Annotated in this window: 19 protein-coding genes and 1 pseudogene; 12 read left to right on the top strand and 8 right to left on the bottom strand. The window is 58.7% G+C overall.

All coding sequences use genetic code 11. The annotated features are described in order from the left end of the window. Window positions 1-69: 69 nt before the first annotated feature. Both AC0V6O_RS14530 and AC0V6O_RS14525 read right to left on the bottom strand, forming a co-directional pair. Complete coding sequence (locus AC0V6O_RS14530; protein WP_486145124.1) at window positions 70-1,260, bottom strand: hypothetical protein; 1,191 nt, start codon at window positions 1,258-1,260, stop codon at window positions 70-72. Then, window positions 1,253-2,518 carry a TIGR04063 family PEP-CTERM/XrtA system glycosyltransferase gene (locus tag AC0V6O_RS14525; protein ID WP_486145122.1) on the bottom strand — a complete coding sequence of 422 codons (1,266 nt, stop codon included), beginning with the start codon at window positions 2,516-2,518 and terminating at the stop codon, window positions 1,253-1,255. Before AC0V6O_RS14525 ends, AC0V6O_RS14530 begins: the two co-directional genes overlap by 8 nt. Window positions 2,519-2,631: 113 nt before the next feature. Here AC0V6O_RS14525 and AC0V6O_RS14520 point away from each other — a divergent pair, with 113 nt between their 5' ends. The 5 genes from AC0V6O_RS14520 to AC0V6O_RS14500 all read left to right on the top strand — a co-directional run bounded on the left by AC0V6O_RS14520 (window position 2,632) and on the right by AC0V6O_RS14500 (window position 6,921). Then, a complete protein-coding gene (locus tag AC0V6O_RS14520) occupies window positions 2,632-2,850 on the top strand; it encodes a hypothetical protein (protein ID WP_486145120.1) in 219 nt (72 codons plus the stop codon). After that, a complete protein-coding gene (locus tag AC0V6O_RS14515; protein ID WP_486145118.1) occupies window positions 2,850-4,271 on the top strand; it encodes a putative O-glycosylation ligase, exosortase A system-associated in 1,422 nt (473 codons plus the stop codon). Before AC0V6O_RS14520 ends, AC0V6O_RS14515 begins: the two co-directional genes overlap by 1 nt. Before the next feature lie 109 nt (window positions 4,272-4,380). Next, window positions 4,381-4,830 (top strand): MaoC family dehydratase, encoded by a 450-nt coding sequence (locus AC0V6O_RS14510; protein ID WP_472639996.1) that lies wholly within the window; start codon window positions 4,381-4,383, stop codon window positions 4,828-4,830. 104 nt (window positions 4,831-4,934) lie between these two features. Continuing rightward, entirely contained in the window at window positions 4,935-6,113 is a 1,179-nt protein-coding gene (locus tag AC0V6O_RS14505) for an acetyl-CoA C-acyltransferase (RefSeq protein ID WP_486145116.1), read from the top strand. A gap of 208 nt (window positions 6,114-6,321) precedes the next feature. Continuing rightward, entirely contained in the window at window positions 6,322-6,921 is a 600-nt protein-coding gene (locus tag AC0V6O_RS14500) for a DUF4126 domain-containing protein (protein WP_486145114.1), read from the top strand. A gap of 17 nt (window positions 6,922-6,938) precedes the next feature. Here the strand turns inward: AC0V6O_RS14500 and AC0V6O_RS14495 are convergent, their stop codons facing one another. Together AC0V6O_RS14495 and AC0V6O_RS14490 are read right to left on the bottom strand one after the other, a co-directional pair. Further along, window positions 6,939-7,445 carry a hypothetical protein gene (locus AC0V6O_RS14495; protein ID WP_486145112.1) on the bottom strand — a complete coding sequence of 169 codons (507 nt, stop codon included), beginning with the start codon at window positions 7,443-7,445 and terminating at the stop codon, window positions 6,939-6,941. A gap of 285 nt (window positions 7,446-7,730) precedes the next feature. Next, entirely contained in the window at window positions 7,731-8,990 is a 1,260-nt protein-coding gene (locus tag AC0V6O_RS14490) for a polyhydroxyalkanoate depolymerase (RefSeq protein ID WP_486145110.1), read from the bottom strand. 395 nt (window positions 8,991-9,385) lie between these two features. On the opposite strand from AC0V6O_RS14490, the pseudogene AC0V6O_RS14485 reads away from it, so the two are divergent. The 4 genes and pseudogenes from AC0V6O_RS14485 to AC0V6O_RS14470 all read left to right on the top strand — a co-directional run bounded on the left by AC0V6O_RS14485 (window position 9,386) and on the right by AC0V6O_RS14470 (window position 14,799). After that, a pseudogene (locus AC0V6O_RS14485) lies at window positions 9,386-11,115 on the top strand (ABC transporter transmembrane domain-containing protein). 232 nt (window positions 11,116-11,347) lie between these two features. Continuing rightward, a complete protein-coding gene (locus AC0V6O_RS14480) occupies window positions 11,348-13,546 on the top strand; it encodes a M13 family metallopeptidase (RefSeq protein ID WP_486145108.1) in 2,199 nt (732 codons plus the stop codon). A gap of 136 nt (window positions 13,547-13,682) precedes the next feature. Continuing rightward, window positions 13,683-14,528 carry an undecaprenyl-diphosphate phosphatase gene (locus AC0V6O_RS14475; protein ID WP_472639990.1) on the top strand — a complete coding sequence of 282 codons (846 nt, stop codon included), beginning with the start codon at window positions 13,683-13,685 and terminating at the stop codon, window positions 14,526-14,528. Window positions 14,529-14,547: 19 nt separating this feature from the next. Next, window positions 14,548-14,799 carry a hypothetical protein gene (locus tag AC0V6O_RS14470; RefSeq protein WP_486145106.1) on the top strand — a complete coding sequence of 84 codons (252 nt, stop codon included), beginning with the start codon at window positions 14,548-14,550 and terminating at the stop codon, window positions 14,797-14,799. Between the two features lie 131 nt (window positions 14,800-14,930). Here AC0V6O_RS14470 and phhA read toward each other — a convergent pair whose 3' ends face one another. Continuing rightward, entirely contained in the window at window positions 14,931-15,869 is a 939-nt protein-coding gene (gene phhA / locus AC0V6O_RS14465) for a phenylalanine 4-monooxygenase (RefSeq protein WP_486145104.1), read from the bottom strand. 64 nt (window positions 15,870-15,933) lie between these two features. On the opposite strand from phhA, the gene ppk2 reads away from it, so the two are divergent. From ppk2 to AC0V6O_RS14450, 3 genes are all read left to right on the top strand, one after another. Then, window positions 15,934-16,701 carry a polyphosphate kinase 2 gene (gene ppk2 / locus AC0V6O_RS14460; protein WP_486145102.1) on the top strand — a complete coding sequence of 256 codons (768 nt, stop codon included), beginning with the start codon at window positions 15,934-15,936 and terminating at the stop codon, window positions 16,699-16,701. Between the two features lie 62 nt (window positions 16,702-16,763). Continuing rightward, window positions 16,764-17,681 (top strand): SPFH domain-containing protein, encoded by a 918-nt coding sequence (locus tag AC0V6O_RS14455; protein ID WP_486145100.1) that lies wholly within the window; start codon window positions 16,764-16,766, stop codon window positions 17,679-17,681. Window positions 17,682-17,703: 22 nt separating this feature from the next. Next, the gene (locus AC0V6O_RS14450) at window positions 17,704-17,904 is read left to right on the top strand and encodes a type II toxin-antitoxin system antitoxin (RefSeq protein ID WP_472639985.1); all 201 of its coding nucleotides are present in this window, start codon (window positions 17,704-17,706) and stop codon (window positions 17,902-17,904) included. Between the two features lie 7 nt (window positions 17,905-17,911). On the opposite strand, the gene AC0V6O_RS14445 is transcribed toward AC0V6O_RS14450, so the two are convergent. The 3 genes from AC0V6O_RS14445 to AC0V6O_RS14435 are packed head-to-tail and all read right to left on the bottom strand — an operon-like array spanning window position 17,912 to window position 21,306. Beyond that, complete coding sequence (locus tag AC0V6O_RS14445; RefSeq protein WP_486145098.1) at window positions 17,912-18,835, bottom strand: HTD2 family dehydratase; 924 nt, start codon at window positions 18,833-18,835, stop codon at window positions 17,912-17,914. Continuing rightward, window positions 18,835-20,061 (bottom strand): acetyl-CoA C-acetyltransferase, encoded by a 1,227-nt coding sequence (locus AC0V6O_RS14440; protein WP_486145096.1) that lies wholly within the window; start codon window positions 20,059-20,061, stop codon window positions 18,835-18,837. Before AC0V6O_RS14440 ends, AC0V6O_RS14445 begins: the two co-directional genes overlap by 1 nt. Beyond that, complete coding sequence (locus AC0V6O_RS14435; protein WP_486145094.1) at window positions 20,062-21,306, bottom strand: CoA transferase; 1,245 nt, start codon at window positions 21,304-21,306, stop codon at window positions 20,062-20,064. Window positions 21,307-21,324 lie beyond the last annotated feature (18 nt).

The following is a 21,324-nucleotide window of genomic DNA, read 5'->3' as shown; positions in this document are numbered from 1 at the left end:
CGTTAGGTCGCGTGAGCGAGGATAGCCAAGTGAACGGAAGTGAACGCCGGCGCTTGAGGCGCCAGAAAATTAAGCAGCTCCGCTGAGCTTCTGCAATTTCGCCAGAGCATCGCGCAATTCGCGCTCGGTCTGCTGAGCACGCTCAGAAAAGCCACTCGCGCCAAGTGCGGCCGTGCCTTCGAGGCTTGATCCATCGGCCACCGCAGCGGCTGCTGGGATTTGCGCCATCTTGGCCTCGCCTTCGGTGAAGAGAGACAATGCGCGCAAGGCCTCGGCAAGAGCAGCATCGCGGCGCGGCTGAGCGCCTTCGCCGTGGATCGCCTGGTGCGCATGCAGCGCAGCGGCAAAGCGCTCAACCATCTGCATCAGGCTGAGTTCGTCCTTGGGGATCTGGCGCAGGCTATCGAGCGCGGCACCGCGTAGGAAATCTGGTGCGTCCTCGGGCAGGGGCGGCGCAGATTCCAACGCTTGCTCGGGTTCTTCGACGTGCACTTCTGGCTCGGGAGCCTCGGTGTCGAGCACCAATTCATCCTCTGGCAGAACCTCGGCGATCATACCTAAATCAAGCGGCTCGTCGAGGGCGGCGTCGGTTGGTTCGTCTGCGAATTCTTCAGCTAGGGCTTCAACTTCTGCTTCGAATGACTCTTTCTCAAATTCTGGCTCGGTAAGCTCGTGCTCAAACTCTTCTGCCTCGACCAATTCTGCATTCTCGTCAGCGAGTTCGGCGGCAAAATCAGCTGTGAGTTCTGGATCAATCGGCGAATCGAGGCTTTCACTGCCCAGCTCTGCGCTCGGATCAATCGGGCGTAGCTGGTTGTATTCGCTGTCTAGCCCGGCTGTGTTGCTAAAGCGGTGTGACGATGCCGAATTGCTCCAGACACGGGCAATCGCAAAGGCGATCAATCCGCCAAAGAGAGCCGCAAGCAGTGCGAGCACGATCCGGCCCGCGCCGCCCAAAACGGTCAGTTGAGCGGTGTGCATGATGGCGGTGATGGTCGGTGCGGGTAGAATGGCGACTGTCAAACCTGCCAAGGCTGCGCCCCATCCCGCGAGCAGCGGTACAAACGCCTTATGCGCAGCGATCGAAACCTTCGAGGCCCGCCGCTTTTTCGCAGGTCCAACCTTTGTGCGACCTTTGGATTTCAACCGCTCAAACAGGGATTGCCCCTCGCGGTGAGCATCCTCAGCCGCTAGCTCGGCGCGCTCACGCGCGGCTTCTCTCTTGCTGTGCAATTCTTCGCGAAAGCCCATTTTACCCATTCGCCCCAAGTTTATTCGCGCCCACGCCGTCTATGGCGTTTGGCATTGCTTCCCAGGTGGCTAGCAAGCTTTGGTAAACGTCCCGATAACGTTTGGCGTTTTGCGCCCAGTCGTGGCTGCGGCGAACATGCTCCAATCCGCGCATACGCACCCCGTCCCAGCGTTCGCGCGCGCTCAGCATATTGGCGAGCGCATCGGCGCAGGCGGCGGGATCGTCTGGCGGGAAGAGAAAACCCGTTTCATTGTGTGTGATCAGCTCGCGGTGGCCGCCAACATCGGACCCGGCGACAATGCGCTGCTGCGCCATGGCCTCCAGCGGTTTCAGCGGGGTGACAAGATCAGTGAGGCGGCTGTGCTTGCGCGGATAGGCCAGCACATCGATCAACGAATAGTAACGCTCAACCTCAGAATGCGGCACCCGCCCGGTGAAGATTACGGCATCGGGATCGGGCAGGTTTGCGGCCTGCTCGCGCCACTCAGCCTCCATTTCGCCTCCGCCCACCAGCAGCAGCCTGGTGCCCTGGTGCTGCTCTCGCAGGCGGGGCATGGCGGCGATCAGATCGTCCAGCCCCTCATAGGCATAGAAGCTGCCGATAAAGCCGATTACCGGCGTATCAGCCTCGATATTGAGCTTGCTCGCAAGTCGCTCATCGCGCGGCGGCGGATCGCCAAACATGGCCATATCCACGCCATTGCGCATAATCCCAAGCTTGCCCGGATTGATCCCGCGCCGCACCAGATCGCTGCGCAGACCATCACAAATGGTGAAGACCGCATCGGCGCGGCGGACGATTTGTGTTTCTAGCGCGCGGGTCATGCGGTATTTGGTCGATCCCTCGCGTCCCGTGCCATTGCCAACCGCTGCGTCTTCCCAAAAGGCGCGGATTTCATAGACGAACGGGACGTCAAGCGCGCGAGACGCACGCCACGCCGCACCCCCGCAAAGCGCCGGGGAATGGGCATGGATGATGTCGGGTCGCCAGTCCTTGGCGAGTTCCTGAATCGAGAGCGACAAATGCGTCATCTCGCGGATTTCATTGATCACCGGAGGGCCGCCAGCCATCCCAGTGCTGCGGTGAAAGGCCAGGCCATCGACCACTTCTGGATCGCTGAGAGCGCCCTCATCACTGTGGCGCAGGCCCGTGATCCCGCGCACTTCGATTCCCATCGCGACCTGCGCCTTTAGGATGGCGCGGGTGCGAAAGGTGTAGCCGGAATGCAGCGGCAGTGAATGGTCGAGAACGTGAAGGACGCGCATAATAAGGATGCTATGCCTGATTGTCCTTAACGGGACGTCAACTGCGTTTGGTTAGAGCGCCTGATATGCGGGTGATTGTGCCTGCCATAAATCATGCGGGAACCACGCGTAGAATGATCGATTATTTCGCCCTTGCACTCGGCCATGGCTTGCTAGCCATTGTGCTGCTGCGCTTGGTGTGGCGCGATGATCTGGACGTGGATCCGGCGATTGCGGACAATCAGGCGGCTGAGGAACAGCGGCGCAAAGACGCGCTGGCGGCCCGCAAACAGGCCGCGCGCGGTGAAACGCTCAATTCTATCCCGTCTGCACCAGATGAGACGGCGACCTAATGCTCGATCTCATCTTCATCGCCTTTATCGGCTTTGTCCTGCTGCTTGGCCTCAGGCGCCCCTATTTGTGGGTGCTGCTCTATGTCTATATCGACATTCTTGCGCCGCAGCGGATCGGCTATTCGATCATCACCTCAATTCCGGTGTCCTTCATCGCCTTTGGCGCGGCATTTGGCGGCTGGTTGCTGCTCGATCGTAAGGAGGGCGCGCGCTTTTCCCTGCGTCAGGCGTTGATGCTGGCGCTGCTTATCTATTGCTGGTGGACGACGCAAAACGCCGATTTCCCTGAGGCTGCGCAGACCAAATGGGAATGGGTGTGGAAGGCGTTACTGTTTGCGATCTTTATGCCGCTGACCATCACCACGCGATTGCGGTTGGAGGCGCTAGCTCTGGTGATCGTCCTGTCGGTTGCGACCATTGTGATCGGCACGGGGATGAAAACTGTGCTGGGCGGCGGGGGTTATGAGAACCTCAATTTCTTCGTCGATGACAACAGCGGCCTCTACGAAAGCTCGACCTTGGCGACGGTTGCGATCGGCCTGATCCCGCTGATCTGGTGGCTTGTGCGGTTTGGCACGATCCTGCCCAAACATTGGTCGGCCAATGTATTTGCCGTGGCGCTCACCTTTGCCTCATTGCTGGTGCCGATCGGTACAGAAGCGCGCACCGGCCTGGTCTGTATCGCTGTGCTGGGCTTGCTGCTGCTGCGCTATGTCAAACGGCGCGTGCTGTTTATGGCTGCTGGCGGGGTGCTGGGCATTATCGCACTGCCGTTTCTGCCGCAAAGCTATTACGAGCGCATGGCCACTATCGCTCAACCGGGCGGGGATGAAAGCGCCTCTACCCGTGTGGCGGTGTGGACCTGGACTTATGAATACGCCTCGAAAAAGCCGTTTGGTGGGGGGTTTGATTCCTACCTCGGCAATTCCTTCACTTACGAACTGCCCGTGCGCGAAGAGGTCGGCAATACGACTTCGGTCGAATACCGCGATGTGACAGACGAGGCGCGCGCGTTCCACTCCTCAATCTTTGAGCTGCTGGGTGAACAAGGTTGGCCAGGCCTTGCGATCTGGCTGTGGCTGCAAGGGTTGGGCGTCTGGCAGATGGAGCGCATTCGCAGCCGCTGGAAAGACCAGACGAGCGAGCGAGAGGGATGGATTGCGCCCCTGGCCGTCGCTCTGCAACTGGCCAGCCTGATCTACCTAACTGGCGCGCTGTTCCAGGGGATCGCTTACCAGCCGATGTTCTATAAGCTGATTGGCCTGCAGATTGCCCTCTATTCCTATTGCCGCAGGCTTGATTCGAAACGTTTCAAGAATGGCCCGGAAAAGTCGGGTCATGTCGGTGCCAACGCGCGTCGCAAAGCGCGCGGAAGTGGGCAAGCCGCGGCGGCTAGCGCCAATGCCGTAACGGCAAGTTGACGTTTACGGAAACCTCATTGCGCTTGAGCCTATGATGCGCCATTACTCCGCCTAAGCGCCGCGCCCAGATTCGGGCCAGAAGCGCGTAATTTTGGCAGGAGACACGATCATGACCCCCCAAGATCTGGCCGCAAAGGTCGGCGAAACTCTCGGCACCAGCGAATGGGCCGAAATGAGCCAGGAACGCATCAACCAGTTTGCTGACGCGACCGGCGACCACCAATTCATTCACATTAACGAAGAAGCCGCCAAGATGACGCCGTTTGGCGGCACCATCGCGCATGGCTTTCTAACCTTGTCGATGATCCCGTACCTGTCCGCCAATTCTGACATGCCCAAGATTGAAGGCGTGAAGATGGGCGTGAACTATGGCGGCAACAAAACCCGCTTCATCGCTCCGGTCCGCTCTGGCAAGCGCATTCGCGGCCATTGGAAACTGACCGAAATGATCGAAAAGCGCCCGGGCCAATGGCAACAGACCTGCGAGATTACGATCGAGATCGAAGGCGAAGAAAAGCCTGCCCTGATCTGCGAGTGGATCACCCAGTTCTTCGTCTAAGGAAGCCGTGAGTCCCCGCGAAGGCAGGGTTCTCCCTCCGTGAAGCACTAACTCAAAGAGGTTCCTGCCGTCGCGGGGACTCATACATAAAAAAGGAATCTCCCATGCGTGACGCAGTCATCGTCTCCACCGCCCGCACCCCAATTGGCCGGGCTTATAAGGGCGGTTTTAACGCCACCCCTGGTGCCACCCTTGGTGCCGCTTCATTCGCCCCGGCAGTAGAGCGTGCCGGCATCGATGCCGCTGAAATCGACGATGTTGTCTGGGGTGCAGTCCTCACCCAGGGCACGCAGGCGGGTAATATCGGCCGCCAGGTTGCACTTCGCGGCGGCGCTCCGGTTTCCGTTGCGGCGCAGACCATCGATCGCCAGTGCTCTTCGGGCCTGATGGCGATCAGCACCGCAGCGAAGCAGATCGTGGTCGATAATATGGATATCGTTGTCGGCGGCGGTCAGGAATCGATCTCAATGGTCCAGACCCCGGAAATGCGCGTGCAGATGGATCCATCGCTGCTTGCCATGCATAAAGATGTCTACATGCCGATGCTGCAAACGGCGGAAACGGTTGCTGCACGCTATGGCATCAGCCGTGAAGTGCAGGATGAATATGCGCTGCAATCGCAGATGCGCACTGCCGCCGGTCAGGAAGCGGGCAAGTTCGACGACGAGATTGTCCCGGTGACCACCACTATGATGGTCAAGAACAAGGAAACCGGTGAAGTTTCGCAGCAGGAAGTGACGATCACCAAGGATGAAGGCAACCGCCCTTCGACGACGCTGGAGGGCCTGGCGGGCCTCAACCCGGTGATGGGTCCGGACAAGGTTATCACCGCTGGTAACGCTTCACAGCTGTCCGATGGATCGTCGGCCAGCGTCCTGATGGAAGCCAAGCTCGCGGAGCAAAAGGGTCTCCAGCCGCTTGGTCGCTATGTCGGTATGGCGGTTGCGGGCACAGAACCAGACGAAATGGGCATTGGCCCGGTCTACGCCATTCCGAAGCTGCTCAAGCAAACCGGCATAAAGATGGAAGACGTTGGTCTGTGGGAGCTTAACGAAGCCTTCGCCGTCCAGGTTCTCTACTGCCGCGACAAGCTCGGCATTGATAACGACATCTTGAACGTCAACGGCGGCTCAATCTCGATCGGTCACCCATACGGCATGACCGGCGCACGCTGCACCGGACACGCCCTGATCGAAGGCAAGCGCCGTGGCGCAAAGTATGTCGTCGTGACCATGTGCGTCGGCGGCGGCATGGGCGCAGCTGGTATGTTCGAGGTGTTTTGATTTGTGAAGCGGGGAGGCCATCCGGCTTCCCCGTTTCCTAGCCATCCTCGCCCTCCACCCTCCCACCCGGATACTAACCCGGTGTGATAATCCGGGTGGAAGGGTGGAGGGCGCGGGTGGCTAGGCCCAAAGGCAAGATTGTGAGGCGGTGTGGGAGCGATCCTGCACCGCCTTTTTCTTTCTGGGCATTTAGGGCTACACTCGTCCCATGGGCATAATGGAAATCATCGGGATTGCGGGAAGTGTCAGTCTGCTCAGCGGCTGGCGGTTGTATTTGTGTGTGTTTGCAACGGGTCTTGCGATGCGGCTCGATGCGATTCCAATCCCAGAGCATCTCGCCAGCCTGGGCGTACTCGAAAACCCATGGGTGATGGGCATTGCCGCGCTCGGCGCGCTGGCGGAGTTCTTCGCCGACAAGGTGATGTGGCTCGATAGCATATGGGATACGGTCCACACTTTGGTGCGCCCGGTTGGCGGGGCCTTGCTGGCGCTGGCGATCGTTGATCCCTCGGACCCGGCGATGCAGGTGGTTGCGTTTTTGCTTGGCGGCGGAGCGAGTTTTCTGGCGCATGGTGGCAAAGCGAGCGCGCGCGCCGTGGTCAACACTTCGCCAGAACCGGTCAGCAATGTGATGGCCTCCAGCGCAGAGGACGTCGCGACCGTAGGCCTGCTCTATGTCGCCTACGAATATCCACTGGTGGCGGGCGGAATTGCGCTGGTCCTGCTGGTGCTGGTCGTCCTGCTGCTGCTGTGGGCGCGGCGAGTTATCAAACGACTGTTTTTCCGAACGCCGAAGGTTGAGGGGTGACCCGCGTCAGCGACCAGCTAGACTGATTTTAGCGTTTGGGGGTGCCACACCCGCAAATTTCTTAGAACGCGCTTTACCCAATCCTGATACCCCATCATTAGTTGGATGGCGTAGTGGTTGTGGAAGACCATTCCGTTATTGAGGTCGTTGTTCTTCACATAGAATGAGGTGATGATGGGCGTTGGCTCCAAAGTCTGTAGCGTGTGCGCCTCTTCATGCGCCGCATGATGCTTCATGGCATTAAAGAGATCGTTCACCGTTTCTGCGAATTTCGTAGGGTCGCTCTCAAGTTTTTCATTATCACCCATAATGACAGGAAAGATAGGTTTCGCTTGTCCGCCCGGCTTGAGTAAATCTGCAATGCTAGAAGTTTCAAGGACAAGGGGGTTCAAAGGCCCGACGGACTTGCTTGATAGCTCCATCCAGTTGGCTAATTGAACTAGGGTATCAATGGTACGGCGTAGCTGAAAAACGAAGCTCTCTGTTAGGAAGCTATATTCATAGAACTTGTTCGGCTTTGACATAGACAGTTCAGGTCTGCAGAGCGATTCAGCCCCCAAGACTGGAATGCCGGGTTGCGAAAGTCAGTATCTGCCGCGATCAAATCACCAAAGAGTCTAGTGCAATAACGATAGCGTTGAAGCACTGATAGTCCTAGTGGGCCATTACCTCCACCAAGCGCTGGAAGGTCATTGATGCCTAGGTCGTCAGGAGTGTATGTCTCTGGCCTTCGTCCAGAATCGTAAAAGCAGTCAGTCCTTTCCATGGACCTTCAATAATGACCAAGCGACTTAATGTCAGCTTTTGGACTACGATGATTGTAAACTATGCGCAGCCACAAACTCTTCCACCACCGGCGCCACCTTGGTCCGCCAGCGGCTGCCGTTGAAGATGCCGTAATGTCCGGCGCCCTCGGCCATGTAGTAGCGCTTCTTCTTCTCGGATAGGCCGGTCGCGAGTTTCAGCGCGGCCTTGGTCTGGCCGATCCCTGAAATGTCATCGCGTTCGCCTTCGATGGCTAGCAGGGCGGTGCCCGTAATCTGGGTTAGGTCGACCACCTCGCCCTTATGCTCAAACGTGCCGTTGGGGATCGAGTGCTTCTGGAACACTTCCTCGACCGTCTGGAGGTAAAACTCCGCCGTCATATCGCACACGGCGCGATATTCGTCGTAGAAATCCTTGGTCGCCTGCGCGCTCGCATCGTCGCCGGCGGTCAGATGTTTGAACATCTCGTAATGGCTCATCATGTGGCTTTGCAGGTTCATGCTCATGAAGGCGGACAGCTGCATAAAGCCGGGATAGACCTTACGTCCGGCGCCGCGATAATTCATCGGTACGGTGGTGATGACGGATTGGCGGAACCACTCAATTGGGCGGTTCATCGCGTGATCGTTGACCGTAGTCGGGCTTTCGCGGGTATCGATCGGTCCGCCCATCATGGTGAGCGTTGCGGGCGCGGCGGGCGATTTGTGCTGGTTAAGCAGCGCAGTGGCGGCAAAGGCTGGTACCGATGGCTGACACACCGCCAGCATATGAGGGCGCTGGCCTGGCTGCTGGCCCTCGATATATTCGAGGAATTCCATCAAATAGTCGATATAATCGTCGAGGTCGAAATTCCCCTCGTGCATGGGCACTGTCGCGGCATCGGCCCAATCGGTGATGTAGACCTCAAATTTTTGCAGCATCCGCTCCAATGTGCCGCGCAGCAGAGTTGCATAATGCCCGCTCATCGGGGCAACGATCAGCATTTTGGGGCGCTTTTTCGTCTTGGCATCATCAACGCCGTCCAAACGGAAGCGCTTGAGATCACCAAACGGGCGGTTGACAACCGTTGCCTCGATCACCGGATAGATTTTGCCATCGATGTCGATCTCGGTGATGCCAAAGGCAGGCTTTCCGTAAGGCGCAGTGGCGTGGGCGAACACATCCAACGCATTGGCCGCCATTGAACTCATGCCAAACTTGCCCAGCGGGTTGGCTGGATTGTTCAGGATAGATGCGCTGATCGATGCCAGCGAGCTGACCGAATTCATCCAGCTGCGCTGCAATTCATAGGCGTGGTAAAGCAAGTCGTTCCCCTGTTGTGGCTCTGCGCGAGTTCCGTTGCTGAGATCGCCGGGCCGTCCGGAACCCGTATCGAGCCAAAGCCCGTATCAAGAAGGCGCCTCTTCGCCGGGCGCTTGGCGGGTATAGGTGGGCCTTTATGAACAATTGTGCAATGCACAATATTTTACGATTCCACCAGTTTTGGGCTGTTTCGGTGGGAATATGCGATTTTACACGTGAAAACCCGCTGGTTTGTCCCTAGATGGGCGGTTCGATGGACGGGCATCTCACACAAGCAGACGATACGCCGCCGCAAAGGCGCGGACTGTTTGGTCGCGGGCGCAAGGCGCGCGGGGCCGAGGTGGAGGGTGCCGGTGAGACTGCCGAAAAACCCGCAAAATCGCTGCGCCCGCTGCGGATGATCTATTCCGCGGCTGCGCAATACCCCACTCAGGTTGCGCTGGCGCTGATCGCATTACTGATCACAGCGGCGGCGACGTTGGCGATTCCATGGCGCTTCAAAGTAATCATTGATGAGGCATTTAGCGGCGGGGCCACCAGCGCGCAGATCAATTCTGCGTTTCAATATCTGCTGATGATTGTCGTCGTGCTGGGCATTGGCACGGCGCTCAGGTTCTACTTCGTTAGCTGGATCGGTGAGCGCGTGGTGGCCGATATTCGCCGCGCGGTGCAGCGCAATCTGCTGCGTCAGGCGCCCAGTTTTTACGAAGCGAACAGCCCCAAGGAAATCTCCAGCCGAATGACGTCGGATACAGCGGTGATTGAGCAGGTGGTCGGCACGACTGTGTCGATCGCTTTGCGCAACACGCTGATGGCGATTGGCGGTACGGCGCTGTTGTTTTACCTGCAGCCGCAAATGACATTGGGCCTGATGCTGGTCATTCCGGCGGTGATCATCCCGATCACGGTGTTCGGTCGGCGGCTACGCAATGTGTCACGCACCAGCCAGGACCGCGTGGCAGATGTTGGCGCGATGGTGACTGAAGTGCTGGCGGGCATGAAAATCGTGCAAAGCTTCAATCAGGAAGCGCGAGAGGCAGACCGTTTTGGCGAGGCGGTGGAGGCGACGTTCAACACCGCCAAGCGCCGGATTATGATCCGCGCAGCGATGACATCAGTCATCATCATGTTGATTTTCGGCGCGATCACTTTGTTGATGTGGCGCGGGGCGATTGCGGTTGGCGATGGCACCATATCGGGCGGCACGATCTTTGCTTTTGTGATCACTGGCGGCCTGGTAGCGGGCGCATTTGGCGCCCTGACAGAGGTGTATGGCGATCTATTGCGCGGAGCGGGGCGGCAAGCCGGCTCGCTGAATTGCTTGATGCAAAACCCACCATTTCCAGCCCAGAACGCGCGCAGGCGCTGCCCACCCCGCCGCGCGGCAATCTGTCGTTTCGCAATGTGACATTCCGCTATCCCAGCCGCCCGGAAGTCGCCGCGCTGCACGACTTCACGTTGGAGGTTGAGCCGGGCGAGACAGTCGCGATTGTTGGTCCATCAGGCGCGGGCAAGTCGACCATTTTCCAACTCGTTGAGCGGTTTTACGATCCGCAATCCGGCACAATCCGCCTGGACGGCATTCCTCTGACGAAAGCGGACCCGGCGGACCTGCGCGAACGCCTCGCACTCGTGCCGCAGGACGGCGTGCTGTTCAGCGGCAATGCCCGTGACAATCTGCGCTATGGACGCTGGGATGCCGATGACGAGGCGATCTGGGAGGCGGCGAGCGCTGCCAATGCTGTGGGGTTCCTGCGCGACCTACCGAAAGGGCTCGACACGGACCTGGGTGAAGGCGGAACGCAGCTATCCGGCGGTCAGCAACAGCGTTTGGCGATTGCGCGTGCTCTTCTGAGAGATGCGCCGATCCTGCTCCTTGACGAGGCGACCAGCGCGCTTGATGCGGAAAGCGAACAATTGGTGCAGCAGGCGCTTGATCAGCTAATGACGGACCGCACGACATTGGTCATTGCTCACCGGCTGGCGACTGTGCGCAAGGCGGACCGGATTATTGTGCTCAACGAAGGCAAGATTGCCGAACAAGGCACGCATGACGCCCTGGTAAAGGCAGGCGGGCTCTATGCCCGGCTCGCGAAGCTGCAATTTGCCAGCGATCAGGCCGCGTAGCTTTTGGGGCCCCGACCGTAGCCACCCGCCTCCCCAACCGGCCACCAATTCTGGTGGTTACCATTGGTGGCCGGTTGGGGAGGCGAGTGGCGTGGTTCAAAAACAACCTCTCTCACCACCAAATAATCGACCAATTGCGACTGCAATCGGACAAACGTCGACTCTACTGAGCTGCGCGGGTTAAAGAGGCTGGGGTGGAATTTAGAATAACGATAACCATGGGACTGGTAATATGATCAAACAGACAGCTCTTCTCAGCGCAGGGCTCGCCGCCCTGATATGCGCCAATCCGGCACTCGCTGGCGCCACGCATGATGCGAATGCGGATGCAGGTATTGAAACTCTTCTGGATGACACAGCCGCAGAAGGCGCGGCCGATGCGGTCAAAGAACCCGGCACCCCAACCATGAGCTTTGGCTCATGGGGCGTTGATCCGCAGCTGATCTCCGCCGACGTTGATCCTGGCGATGACTTCTTCAAATACGTCAATCAGAAATGGCTTGATGCCAACCCTCTGCCAGCTGAATTCAGCCGCTTTGGTGCGTTCAACCTGCTGCGCGAGAAAAGCACCAGTGATGTGAAGGCTTTGATCGACGAGCTGGTCGCGAAAGACCCGGCCACGCTCAGCAATGACGAGCAGCGGATTGTAAATGCGCACAACGCGTTCCTGAACACCGCAGCGATTGATGCGGCTGGCCTTGCCCCAGCGCAGCCCTATTTCAACAAGATCATCGCTGCGAGCACGCTGGATGATCTCGTGATGCTGTGGGCGACGCCAGGGTATTCATCGCCCATCGGCGGGTTTGTAAACGTCGATGCGAAACAGCCAGACCGCTATGTCGCCTATATCGGCATGGGCGGAATTGGCCTGCCAGACCGTGATTATTACACCGACACCAGTGAGAAAGGGCTTGAGACGATCAAGCTCTACAAGGATTATCTCACCTTCCTGTTTGGCGAGGCGGGCTATGCTGATCCTGCGGGCGCTACCGCTGCCGTCTATGCGTTTGAAGAACGGCTCGCGAAAGAAGTGCTGTGGGACCGCACCGTCAGCCGTAACCGCGACCTCACCTATAACGCCGTGACCAAGGAAGAAATGGCCGCGATGGCGGGTGACATTCCAGTGGGCGCGATCATGGATACAATCGGCCTGTCGAAATCGCCGATTTATGTCGTGGGCACTATCCCACCCAGCGAAGAGCGGATCAAGGAATTGGGCCTGGATGAGGCAACCGTTGCCAAGATCGGCAAAGGCCTGCCCGGCATGTTTGAAGTGCTGTCCGAAACCGATTTGGCGACGCTGCAGGCGTGGACGATCAAGGAGTTTCTCTCAAACAATTCCGCCGTCCTGCCGACCCGTTTCGACACGGCGAGCTTTGAATTCTTCGGCAAGAAACTACGCGGCACGCCAGAGCAGCGCCCGCGGTGGAAGCGCGCGATTGACGCCACCGAGGGCGCCTTGGGAGAGCTCGTCGGCAAGAGCTATGTTGAGCGTTATTTCCCGGCTGAAAACAAAGCCGCGATGGACGAACTGGTCGCCAATCTGCGCCTCGCCATGGCACAATCAATCGAAGAGATCGATTGGATGGGTGCGGAAACCAAGGTCGAGGCCAAGGCGAAACTCGACAGTTTCGATCCCAAGATCGGCTACCGTGACAATCTGGAGACCTATCCCGGTCTTGAGATTACCGCCGACAATCCGCTGGAAAATGCGATTGCCGCCGGGGCTTGGAATCTGGCCGACAATATCTCCAAACTGGGCGGGCCGATTGACCGGACCGAGTGGTTTATGACCCCGCAAACGGTCAATGCCTATTACAATCCGACCAAGAATGAGATCGTTTTTCCCGCCGCCATCCTGCAACAGCCATTCTTTGGCGTGAGCGCTGATATTGCGGTCAATTACGGCGCGATCGGCGGGGTGATCGGACATGAGATTGGCCATGGTTTCGACGATCAGGGATCCAAGTCCGACGGTACCGGCAAACTGCGCAATTGGTGGACCGATGAAGACCGCGCGGCCTTTGATGAGCGCGGTGATGCGCTCGTCGCGCAATACAGTTCGTTCTGCCCGTTTGACGAAGGCGAAACCTGTGTGAACGGCCGCCTGACCCTGGGTGAGAACATCGGCGATGTTGGCGGGCTTTCGCTTGCTTACCGCGCCTATAAGATTGCCACCGCAGGCAAAGACGTGCCTGTGATCGATGGCTTCACCGGCGATCAGCGGTTCTTCCTGGCTTGGGCGCAGGTCTGGCGCTCGGCTCAGCGTGAGGAAAATTATCGCCTGCGTCTGCGCACCGGCGCGCACAGCCCAGAGGAATATCGGGTGAACGGCGTCGTGCGCAATCTGGATGCCTGGTACGAAGCCTTTGGCGTGACCGAAGACGACGCGATGTACATCCCGCCAGAAGAACGCGTGAAAATCTGGTAATTGAGCGCACGCTAAAACGTGTAGTTTGAGCTGAAACGGGCTGCCTTCGGGCAGCCCGCAAGGCTGGCTTAGTTCTAGACCCGAAATTCAACAAAAAAATTGACTTGGCACCGCCGCATGCCAAGGCAGTGACGTCATGACATTCCTGCAATTGCTTCTTATCGCGGTCGTCCAAGGGATCACGGAATTCCTGCCGATTTCCTCGTCAGGCCATTTGATCCTGATCCCCTATTTGACCGATTTTTCTGACCAGGGCCCGCTGATCGACGTGGCGGTGCACGTTGGGTCTCTGCTCGCGATTATCGTCTATTTCTTCAAGGATGTGGTCGTGCTTGCCCGCGGCGGATTTGCATCGGTTGGCATTGGGCAAGCACCGTCAGAGCGCAAATTGTTCTGGTGGATTGTGCTCGGCACGATTCCGGCGGTGGTGTTTGGCCTGTCGATCAAGATGGGCCTGTTCAATGGCTTTGCGGAAAGCGTGTTTGGCATCACCATCATTGATGATGATCTGATGTCGTCGATCCGCTTCACCGATTTGATCGCGGTCAATCTGATTTTCTATGGCATCCTGCTGGGCATCGCGGATTATTTCGGGCGCGATCATAAGAGCTTTGAGGATATGACCTGGCGTGACGGCTTGATCGTCGGCCTGGCTCAGGCGCTGGCGATTATTCCCGGTACAAGCCGTTCTGGCGTCACGATGACGGCGGCCCGCGCGCTGGGATATAGCCGGGTTGAGTCGGCGCGTTTTTCGTTTCTCTTGTCGATCCCGGCGGTGGCCGGTGCAGGTGTGCTGATCGTGCCAGAGATTTTTGAGGCAGGCGGCGAACTTGCATTTGAAGCGCTGATCGCGGGAGTGCTGACGTTTGTCGCGGCGTTCCTGACGATGGCGTTCCTGATGAACTTCCTCAAGAAAGCATCGATGCTGGTTTTCGTGCTTTACCGCGTGGCGATGGGCGCCGCCTTGCTGATTATTTTCTAAACCGCGTGAGGAGCGATCAATGGCGATTTTGATACTGATTGTGATGGGCGCGCTGCTGGGCTGGTTCGCGTCAATCCTGGTTCGCACAGAGGAGGCGGGCGGCATCTTTCGCAATATCGGGTTGGGCCTGCTGGCGAGCGCAATTGGCGGGCTGTTTATGAACGGCGGCGCGCTGTTTGGGGCGCTTGGCTGGATGGCGCTGGGCGTGGCTGCGCTCGCGGCGCTGGTCGTGCTGGCTGCCTATAATCTTGTCTTTGTGGTGAAGTTTTAGAGAATAGTAGTTGTGGCTTGGTCGCGGAGCACGGTTCGTGATCAGCGGACCGCAAGGCCGACTGGCTGCTCGCAGGACCGACTAGCCCCGAGGATATCGCGAACGCGGATGCGTTTGCGGAACACTAAGAATCAGATAGGATCCGCATTACTCCCGCGCCCACCGCGCAGATGATATTCCTGTGATCCGCGGTTCACCACATTGTCGACATCGATCACCGCGCTGTTGGCATAAGTGAAGCTTGCCGCGAGGCTCCGATAAAGCCGGTCAAAATCGCGCTCCACCGTTTGACGGTAAAGATCCTCAAAGCTCTCAATCACGAAATAGGTAGGTTGCAGATCGCTGATCACATAGTCGGTGCGCATTGCCCGATCGACATTGAGCATGATGCGGTTGGGGCTCTTCGCTTCGGTCGCAAACACCACCTCTGTGGGGCCGGACAAAATGCCGGCACCGTAAGCCTTAATGCCGTCTGTCTCTTCGAGCAGGCCGAACTCGACCGTGTACCAATAGAGCGCGCCCAGCGCCTTTAGACGGTTGTAACGCATCGCCTTCCACCCGGCACGGCCATATTCCTGCATGTAATCGGCGAACACCGGATCGGTCAGCATCGGCACATGGCCGAATACATCGTGGAACACGTCGGGTTCCTGAATGTAGTCAAATGTCTCTCGCGTGCGGATGAAATTGCCCGCTGGGAAGCGGCGATTGGCGAGATGCCAGAAGAACACGTGATCAGGGATCAGCATTGGTACGGGCACGACTGTCCAGCCCGTCAGCGCGTTGAGTTCCTCAGACAATTTACCAAATTCCGGCACGCCGCCGCGCCCCAGATCGAGCTTCTCAAGGCCCGCCATAAAGGCACTTGCCGCGCGCCCGGGCAGAACCTTCATCTGCCGCGCAAACAGATCGTTCCAGATCGCGTGATCTTCTGATCGGTAATGCGCCTGCACCGGCTCGATCCAATCCTCACCCAAATGGTCAGGTTTCTGGAGCGGCGCGGTAAAAACGTCCTCCGGCAGATCGGGGAGGCGCGCAAAATCGGTTTCAGGTTCGCTTAGTGTAGCCATAGCCTTCAGATTTGGACTACCACCGCGATAGTGCAAGGGTAAATCGCTAAAGAGAGGCAGGCGCATGAAGGGTAAGGAATTTCGCGAGGCGCTGGAGCCGCTGACGGAAGAGCTGGTTGGAATGGCGCGCTGGGCGCGCACGACAGGCGCGCGGATCGTTGTGTTGTTTGAGGGGCGCGATACCGCTGGTAAAGGCGGCGCGATCCGCGCGGTGCGGGACAAGCTCAACCCGCGCCAATGCCGCACAGTCGCGCTGAGCAAGCCGACCGAGGATGAGCAGACACAGTGGTATTTCCAGCGCTATATTGCGCATCTGCCCTGCGCCGGTGAAATCGTACTGTTCGATCGCAGTTGGTACAACCGGGCGGGCGTTGAAGATGTGATGGGCTATGCGAACATGGCGCAGGTCGCCGCCTTCCTGGAGCAGACGCCAGTGTTTGAAAAAATGCTGATCGATGATGGCATTCTTCTGTTCAAATACTGGCTGACAACCGATCAGGAACGGCAGGAGGAACGCCTGGCCGAGCGGCTGGAAGATCCGCTCAAACGCTGGAAATTGTCTCCGGTCGATCTGGCCGCGCGTGAGAAATACGACGATTACACCCGCGCTCGCGAAGCCATGCTGCGCGCGACCCATACCGACAACGCACCGTGGACCTTGGTTGATTTCAACGATCAGAAACGCGGGCGGCTCACACTGATTCGCGATCTGCTCGACCGCTTGCCGGACACCCATGTTGAGCCGCCAGAGATCGATTTTCCGAAACTAAGCAGCGCGCCCAAGGCGGAGAGCTACGCCGTGATCGAGCCGATTGCCGACTTTCCTGATTAGGATTGACAAAACTGCCTCATGATATAAATATGATATCATAATTATATCAGAGGAGGCATGATATGTCCGACACAACCAACATTATGACCCGCAGCAGCGAGCGAGCGGGATCTGCCTATAATGGCTACGTCATGCTCGCGGTGCTGGCGGTGGTCACAGCCGCAGTGCTCTTCGTTATCTTTAGCGTGGTGCCAGAAAGCGGCGCAACCAAACCAGAAAAGCTGGCATTTGTCGGCACAATCGTGCTGGGCATCATCGTTGTTTTGATCGGTTCGATCGGTTTTTTCATGATTCAGCCCAATCAGGCGGCGGTCATCACCTTGTTCGGCGAATATCGCGGCACGGTGCGCGATGAGGGCCTGCAATGGGTCTGGCCATGGATGATCAAGAAGAAAGTCAGTGTGCGCGCCCACAACATTCACTCTGAAAAGGTTAAGATCAACGATCTGCGCGGCAATCCGATAGAGGTCGCCTGTAATGTCGTGTGGCGCGTGTCGGACAGTGCGCAGGCAGTGTTTGATGTCGACGATTATAAGGAGTTTGTGAACATCCAGATCGAGGCGGGGCTGCGCACTGTGGGCGCGCGCCACCCCTATGACGATATGTCGGACGAGGATGAAACAACTCTGCGCGGCAGCGCCGATGTCGTGAACGCTGAGCTGCGCGAAGAGCTGAATGAGCGGCTGATCGTTGCCGGGATTATCGTCGATGAAGCGGGCCTTACTCACCTCGCTTATGCCCCAGAAATCGCGGGCGCCATGCTGCGCCGTCAGCAAGCCGATGCGGTGATCGCCGCGCGCAAGAAGGTGGTGATTGGCGCGGTTGGTATGGTCGAGGATGCGCTCGGCAAATTGTCTAGCGACGGCATCGTCGAGCTTGATGATGAGCGGCGCGCGGCCATGGTTTCCAACCTGATGATCGTTCTGTGCGGCGACCGCGAAGCACAGCCAGTGGTCAACGCAGGCACGCTTTACCAATAAACCGTGACAACGGGAGGCAGCCATGGCTGCACCGAAGAAAAAGGCTTTTGCGCTGAGACTCGATCCGGCGGTGCATGCTGCGATAGAACGCCTCGCTGCCGCCGAATTACGCTCAGCCAATGCTGAGATTGAAATGCTCCTGCGTGAAGCTTTGTCGGCGCGCGGGATCAAGCTGGAGCGCAGCGAGCCGCCCCGCCGGGGGCGGCCGCCAAAGCAAAGCTAAGGCGCGATTATGTGCCCGCCTTGACCTTGGTGACTTGGCGACCATCCGCAGCAAAGGCACCCATCTCATAGCCATCATCGGATCGCCGCATCACCAAGTGCAGCGGTTCATCTGCAATAGCTGGCGAAGTGCCGCGAAAACTGAAACTGCGCAGAATGTTTTCGCCCAGCTCGCGCGCCGCCAATTGCAGCAGCAAGGAGGCGGTTAGCGGCCCATGCACGACCAAGCCGCGATAGCGCTCCTGAGCTTCAGCGTAGGGCGCATCATAGTGAATGCGGTGTGAGTTGAAGGTCAGCGCTGAGTAGCGAAACAGCAGGCGCGGATCGGGAGTAAGCTCCCGGTGGGCGTCCCACTCGGCGGGATCGAACGTGCCCTTGCCGAGCGGCGGCGGCGATAGCGGTGCGTCTGCCGGTGCAGCCCCACGGTAAACCAAGGTCTGAGTTTCGCTGACGGCGAGCGTACCATTCGCGCTCGTCTCATGCCCGACATTGACGAACACCAGCTCTCCCGACCCGCCTGATTTTACATCCACGGATAGAATGCGGCTGGTGCGCGCAATGCTGGCACCAAGGGGAATTGGCGAGATGAATTTGATCGCGCTGGAGGCCCACATTCGGCGCGGCATTGGAACCGGCGGCAGGAAGCTGTCCATGCTGTCATCGCGGGCCGGATGGCCGTCCTCTCCCAGAGTCGCGGTTGGCGCGTCCGGAGTGCAAAGCGCGAGATGGATGCCTTGAGGAAGAAGTTTTGGAATCCCGAGCCGCCCGTGCCCTCCACCCTTCCACCCGGAACCTACCGGGTGGAAGGGTGGAGGGCACGGGCGGCTCGGGTCGTCCAACATAAAAGTCGCCAACCAGCGTGCAGCCAATCCCTCATCCAGCCGATCAGAGCTGCGCTGCTCGCGCCCGACCCATGCCTCATATCCGCTCATTAGGCGGCGCGCTCAAAGACAGCAGCGATGCCTTGCCCGCCGCCGATGCACATCGTCTCGAGGCCATATCGTGCGCCGCGCCGGTGCATTTCAGCGGCCATATCGGCAAGAATTCGCCCGCCGGTCGCGCCAATCGGATGGCCGAGCGAAATGCCTGAACCATTGACGTTGAGGATCTCGCGGCGGCTATCATCCTCTGACCAGCCCCAGCCTTTGAGCACCGCGAGCACTTGCGGCGCGAAGGCTTCGTTGAGTTCCACGAGGTCGATGTCGTCCCAGCTATAGCCGCCCCGTTCGAACAGGCGCTGCGTCGCTGGCACGGGGCCAATGCCCATGCGGCTCGGGTCACAGCCCGCCGCGGCCCAACCGCCAAACCACAAGCTTGGCTCTAGGCCCAATTCTTCAAGCTTATCCTCGGCCACGACCAGACAGGCCGCCGCTGCGTCGTTTTGCTGGCTCGCATTGCCGGCGGTGACGATGGCGTCTGGATCGCGTTTCAGATCGAGCGCGCGCAATTTGGCCAAACTCTCTTCGGTGGCATCGGCGCGGTAGCCTTCGTCGTGATCGAACGTGATCGGGTCTTTGCGGCGCTGCGGTACTTCAACCGGCACGAGCTGCGCATCGAATTTGCCCGCTTCCCATGCTGCTGCCGCGTTCTGGTGAGAGCGGACGGCATAGGAATCGGCGTCCTTACGGCTGATGTTATAGTTTTTGGCAAGGTTCTCCGCCGTTTCGATCATGCCGGTGATCACGCCAAAGCGTTCGATCGGCTGACTCATCAATCGACCTCGCGAAAGGCGATCATACAAAGTGATATCGCCCATGCGTGCGCCGCCGCGCCCTTGGAGCGTGTAATGCTCGACATTGGACATGCTCTCGCATCCGCCCGCGACCACCACATCTGCCATGCCGGTTTCGACCATCATCGCCGCATTGGCGACCGCTTGCAGACCAGAGCCGCAGCGCCGGTCCAGCTGATATCCTGGCACTTCCAATGGCAATCCGGCGGCGAGCCAGGACCAGTGCCCGATGGCAGGCGCTTCAGCGTTTCCGTATCCTTGCGAGAACACCACATCATCGACGCGCTCGGGATCAACTCCGCTGCGTTCGACCAGAGCTTTCAGAATGATCGCGCCCAGCTCGCCCGCATTCAGGCTGGATAACCCTCCAAGGAATTTGCCCACCGGGGTGCGCAGTGGCGATACGATGGCGGCTCTTCTGGTCATTTAGCGGTCCTCGTAATTTGCGTTTTTGTCAGACAGAGCGACGGTCCCCGCATCCACCAGCTTGGCTATAGTGCCTGATGACAGGCCGAGCCGCTCGGCGAGCACTTCTTCGGAGTGCTGGCCAAGGAATGGCGCGGGCGCGGGGTCTCCGGCTTGATGCGCCGGCATATTTGCAAAGCTACGGGTCGCCGGATACTCGAAGCCAGACGGGTTCGCAGGCGAGGGGCCGAACAGTGGATTGTTGTCCACGAGCACTGGGTCGGTTGAGGCCTCATGATGCGAGCGGTATTTCTCAAAGGTGCAGCCTTCGGCAGCCATGCGGGCGGAAAGCGCCGCATAATCCTGGGTTTCTGCGGCGCTCTGGAACAGGTCAAACAGGCGGTGGCGATTTTCAAATCGGGGCTGGTCGCCAGCATTGAAATCGGCGCCCAATTCCTGCTCGAGCGCGGCGATTGGCGTCGCCACATCGAATGCCTTGACCAGGCCGGCCCACTGCTTGGGAGTGAGCGCGGCAACCATGAAGCGGGTGCCGCATTTGGTTTGAAAATCGCGTCCAAACGCACCCCAGATCGCATTGCCCAACCGTTCGCGATCCGATCCGCGATAGAGCATTTCCGCCATGGTCCCCGAATTTGCCATCGTCCCGATTGCGACATCGCCCAATGGCACGCGCATCTCCGCCCCTTGCCCTGTTGCGGTGCGATTATGAAGCGCTGTCATCAGCGCAAATGCCGAATAGGCCCCAGTGATAAAATCCCACGCTGGAAGAGGTTGGCTGACCGGCGGCGCGGTCTTCGCATCCCATTCCTCCGGGCCCGTCATCAGCGGATATCCAGCAGCGGCGTTGACCGTAAAGTCCATTGCCTGCCTGCCATCGTGCCAACCCATGATGCGTACGCTGACCATGTCATCGCGTTTGGCCTGCATGGCCGCGTGGCTGAGGAAGCTCTTTTCCGGTAGGTTGGTGATGCATTGCCCGGTCTTCGCGGCCAGCTCGACGCACAGCTCGCGCCCTTCGCCAGAGCGCAGATCAAGGGCGACCGACTTTTTAGCGCGGTTAAGGTTTTCCCAAGAGAGGCTGCGGCCTTCTTCGGTCAACATATAGCGGTCGTAATCGAGCCCGCCTGCCTTGTGGTCTATACGGATGACCTCGGCGCCCATTTGCGCGCAATACAGGCCCGCGGTTGGCGATGCGACGAAGCTGGAGACTTCGATGATCGAGAGGTTATTGAGGAGTTGGTACATTTTTGTCCTATCGGAATG

It is taken from the genome of Erythrobacter sp. JB2-19 (genome assembly GCF_057365005.1).
Note: the sequence above shows the minus strand (reverse complement) of the source record. Positions and strands in the feature narration are given on the sequence as shown.

Coding starts and splice junctions, on each gene's coding strand:
- AC0V6O_RS14530 (WP_486145124.1), bottom strand. CDS start 1,260: ATGGGTAAAATGGGCTTTCGCGAAGAATTGCACAGCAAGAGAGAAGCC.
- AC0V6O_RS14500 (WP_486145114.1), top strand. CDS start 6,322: ATGGGCATAATGGAAATCATCGGGATTGCGGGAAGTGTCAGTCTGCTC.
- AC0V6O_RS14480 (WP_486145108.1), top strand. CDS start 11,348: ATGATCAAACAGACAGCTCTTCTCAGCGCAGGGCTCGCCGCCCTGATA.
- AC0V6O_RS14520 (WP_486145120.1), top strand. CDS start 2,632: ATGATCGATTATTTCGCCCTTGCACTCGGCCATGGCTTGCTAGCCATT.
- phhA (WP_486145104.1), bottom strand. CDS start 15,869: ATGGCTACACTAAGCGAACCTGAAACCGATTTTGCGCGCCTCCCCGAT.
- AC0V6O_RS14445 (WP_486145098.1), bottom strand. CDS start 18,835: ATGAGCGGATATGAGGCATGGGTCGGGCGCGAGCAGCGCAGCTCTGAT.
- AC0V6O_RS14450 (WP_472639985.1), top strand. CDS start 17,704: ATGGCTGCACCGAAGAAAAAGGCTTTTGCGCTGAGACTCGATCCGGCG.
- AC0V6O_RS14510 (WP_472639996.1), top strand. CDS start 4,381: ATGACCCCCCAAGATCTGGCCGCAAAGGTCGGCGAAACTCTCGGCACC.
- AC0V6O_RS14470 (WP_486145106.1), top strand. CDS start 14,548: ATGGCGATTTTGATACTGATTGTGATGGGCGCGCTGCTGGGCTGGTTC.
- AC0V6O_RS14505 (WP_486145116.1), top strand. CDS start 4,935: ATGCGTGACGCAGTCATCGTCTCCACCGCCCGCACCCCAATTGGCCGG.
- ppk2 (WP_486145102.1), top strand. CDS start 15,934: ATGAAGGGTAAGGAATTTCGCGAGGCGCTGGAGCCGCTGACGGAAGAG.
- AC0V6O_RS14515 (WP_486145118.1), top strand. CDS start 2,850: ATGCTCGATCTCATCTTCATCGCCTTTATCGGCTTTGTCCTGCTGCTT.
- AC0V6O_RS14495 (WP_486145112.1), bottom strand. CDS start 7,445: ATGTCAAAGCCGAACAAGTTCTATGAATATAGCTTCCTAACAGAGAGC.
- AC0V6O_RS14435 (WP_486145094.1), bottom strand. CDS start 21,306: ATGTACCAACTCCTCAATAACCTCTCGATCATCGAAGTCTCCAGCTTC.
- AC0V6O_RS14440 (WP_486145096.1), bottom strand. CDS start 20,061: ATGACCAGAAGAGCCGCCATCGTATCGCCACTGCGCACCCCGGTGGGC.
- AC0V6O_RS14455 (WP_486145100.1), top strand. CDS start 16,764: ATGTCCGACACAACCAACATTATGACCCGCAGCAGCGAGCGAGCGGGA.
- AC0V6O_RS14475 (WP_472639990.1), top strand. CDS start 13,683: ATGACATTCCTGCAATTGCTTCTTATCGCGGTCGTCCAAGGGATCACG.
- AC0V6O_RS14525 (WP_486145122.1), bottom strand. CDS start 2,518: ATGCGCGTCCTTCACGTTCTCGACCATTCACTGCCGCTGCATTCCGGC.